This window comes from Micromonospora sp. D75 (assembly GCF_018070405.1).
Classification (GTDB): Bacteria; Actinomycetota; Actinomycetes; order Mycobacteriales; family Micromonosporaceae; genus Micromonospora; species Micromonospora chalcea.
Genome location: NZ_JAGPXV010000757.1, coordinates 1 through 2,585 on the forward strand (window position 1 = coordinate 1; position 2,585 = coordinate 2,585).

3 protein-coding genes are annotated in these 2,585 nt (G+C 75.6%); 1 reads left to right on the top strand and 2 read right to left on the bottom strand.

All coding sequences use genetic code 11. From position 1 onward, the window contains the following. Positions 1 to 130: 130 nt before the first annotated feature. A complete protein-coding gene (locus KBX39_RS28645) occupies positions 131 to 826 on the bottom strand; it encodes a response regulator transcription factor (RefSeq protein ID WP_210873514.1) in 696 nt (231 codons plus the stop codon). 102 nt (positions 827 to 928) lie between these two features. On the opposite strand from KBX39_RS28645, the gene KBX39_RS28650 reads away from it, so the two are divergent. Further along, a complete protein-coding gene (locus KBX39_RS28650) occupies positions 929 to 1,492 on the top strand; it encodes a DM13 domain-containing protein (RefSeq protein WP_210873516.1) in 564 nt (187 codons plus the stop codon). A gap of 8 nt (positions 1,493 to 1,500) precedes the next feature. Here KBX39_RS28650 and KBX39_RS28655 read toward each other — a convergent pair whose 3' ends face one another. Continuing rightward, positions 1,501 to 2,430, bottom strand: a complete 930-nt coding sequence (locus KBX39_RS28655; protein ID WP_210873518.1) for an amidohydrolase family protein — start codon at positions 2,428 to 2,430, stop codon at positions 1,501 to 1,503. Positions 2,431 to 2,585: the final 155 nt, after the last annotated feature.

Consider the following 2,585-nt stretch of genomic DNA (forward strand, 5'->3'; position numbering starts at 1 on the left):
GTGCCCGCGAGCAGCACCGCGAGGTGCGCGAGGATCGACCGGCGGCGCACCAGCCGCAGCGCGCCCACGCCGAGCGCGCCGACGACCGCGCCGGCCAGCAGGGCGTAGGACCCGATGACCAGCAGCTCGCTCACCGGGACTCCAGCGGCTCGTAGCGGTAGCCGACGCCCCACACGGTGAGGATGCGGCACGGCTGCGCCGGGCGGTCCTCGATCTTCTCCCGCAGCCGCCGGACGTGGACGGTGACGGTCGACTGGTCGCCGAAGCGCCAGCCCCACACCCGGTCCAGCAGTTCGGCCCGGGACCACGCGCGACCCGGGTTCGCAAGCAGGAACGCGAGCAGGTCGAACTCCCGCACGGTCAGCGCCAGCGGCTCCCCGCCTCGCTCGGCGACCCGCCGGCCGGCGTCGACGGTCAGGTCGCCGTCGCGCAGCACCCCGGCCGGTCCCCGGTCGTCGCGGGCCGTGCGCCGCAGCACCGACCGGATGCGCAGCACCAGTTCCCGGGGGGAGAACGGCTTCGTCACGTAGTCGTCCGCGCCGACCTCCAGCCCGGCGACCCGGTCGGCCTCGTCGCCGAGCGCGGTGAGCATGACGACGGGCAGCTCCGGCAGCCTCCGCCGCAGCCGCCGGCACACCTCGATGCCGTCGAGGCCCGGCATCATCAGGTCGAGGACCACCAGGTCGGGCGGCTGCTCCCCGGCCGCGACGAGCGCGTCCGCCCCGTCGAAGGACAGCCGGACCCGGTAGCCGTCCTGTTCGAGATAGCGGCGGACGACGTCGCTGACCGTCCGGTCGTCGTCGACGACGAGCACGTAGCGCTCCATGGGCCCGACGCTACCCATCGGCGTCCCGGCGCGGCGGCCCGCGGTCGGGCCGTAAGCGGACGGAAAGATCCTCCGGCCGGGAACGGCCCTACGGTTCACGGCATGGGCAGAAGACGTGTGGTGTTGTCGGTGCTCGCCGTCGTGGTGGTCGCCGGTCTCGGGGTGAGCCTGTACCTGTTCCAGCCGTGGCGGCTGGTGACCGACCGCGAGGTGCGCGAGGCGCTGCCGTCGGTGACGGAGCCGCCGACGGCCGGCACGAGCGGTCCGCCGGCCACCGGCGGGCCGCCCGCCGACGTGGTCCTGGCCGCCGGTGACTTCGTCACCCACGAGCACGACACGTCCGGCCGGGCGCAGCTGGTCCGGCTCGCCGACGGCCGCCGTCAGTTGCTGCTGCGCGGCCTGAACACCTCCGACGGCCCCGACCTGCGGGTCTGGCTCACCGACCGGAAGGTGCAGCAGGGCCGCGCGGGCTGGCAGGTGTTCGACGACGGCCGCTGGGTGGAACTGGGCCGCCTCAAGGGCAACATCGGCGACCAGGCGTACGACATCCCGGCGTCGGTGGACCTGGACGGGCTGCGCAGCGTGTCGATCTGGTGCAAGCGGTTCGCGGTGTCGTTCGGCGCGGCCCCGCTGGCCGTGGCGGGAACGAGATCGGCGCCGGCCTGATCGGCGCGTCAGCCGCGGCCCAGCAGGCGCAGCGTGTTGCCGCCGGCCACCAGTGCGCGCTCGTCCGGGTCGAGGCCCGCGCCGCGCAGCGCCACCTCGACCCGCTCCCGGGTGGTCTCCCGTTCGGCGACCGGCCAGTCCCCGCCGACGACCACGTGGTCGACCCCGAGCAGGTCGGTGGCGAAGCGGATCGCCGACGGCACGAACCCCATGGTGTCGGCGTAAACGTGGGCGCGACGGCCGGGCGCGCTGAGCAACGCGCCCTCGTCGGTGGCGGCGGCGAGCGCCAGGCCGGCCACCCCGAGCATCGGGAAGACCACGTGCAGGCCGGGCAGCGCGGCCAGGGCGCCGCCGGTGAGCAGGGACAGCAGCGCGGCGGCGTTGATCGTGCCGCGGGCCAGCGACGTGCCGAGCCGGCCCAGGCCGGCGAACTCGGCGGTCAGCGTGGACCTGCTGATCGGATGCGCGAAGACCGGCACACCCAGCTCGGCCGCGGCGGACAGGGTGGGACGGGCGGCCGGGTCGCCGAGCAGCCGCCCGTCCGCGGCGCCGCAGTCGACGACGACGCCCGGCAGGCCCAGCTCGCGGACGGCCCGGACCACCTCCCCGGCGGCCGCGTCGCCGCCGAAGGCGTCGATCGTGGCGAGCCCGGCGAGGCGGCCCGGATTCGCGGCGACCACGGCCGCCAGGTGGTCGTTGAGCCGCCGCAAATCGTCCGGCCGCGTCCGTTCGCCGTGCGGAGTGACCATCGCCGGCGGGGCGCTCAGGACGCGCAGGTCAACGCCGTGCCGGCCGGACTCGGCGAGCAGGCCGTCGAGGTCGGCGACCCGCCGGGCCGTGTCGGCCCAGCGGGCGGCGAGCACGCCGGTGGCGTTGTGCGGCAGCACCGCGGGATAGTCCGGACAGGCGTGGTGGGTGTGGAAGTCGGCGATGAGCATCAGACGTCGAGGAACGTGTAGGTGAAGCCGCGCTCGGCCCGGCGCACGTACCCGGCCGCGGGGAACGGGAAGTGCGCCGGCCCGAGCAGGTCACCGGAGTCGGCGGCCCGTGCCAGCAGCCGGCGGCTCTGGTCGGCGGAGTAACCCGGCACCAC

Coding starts and splice junctions, on each gene's coding strand:
- KBX39_RS28645 (WP_210873514.1), bottom strand. CDS start 826: ATGGAGCGCTACGTGCTCGTCGTCGACGACGACCGGACGGTCAGCGAC.
- KBX39_RS28650 (WP_210873516.1), top strand. CDS start 929: ATGGGCAGAAGACGTGTGGTGTTGTCGGTGCTCGCCGTCGTGGTGGTC.
- KBX39_RS28655 (WP_210873518.1), bottom strand. CDS start 2,430: ATGCTCATCGCCGACTTCCACACCCACCACGCCTGTCCGGACTATCCC.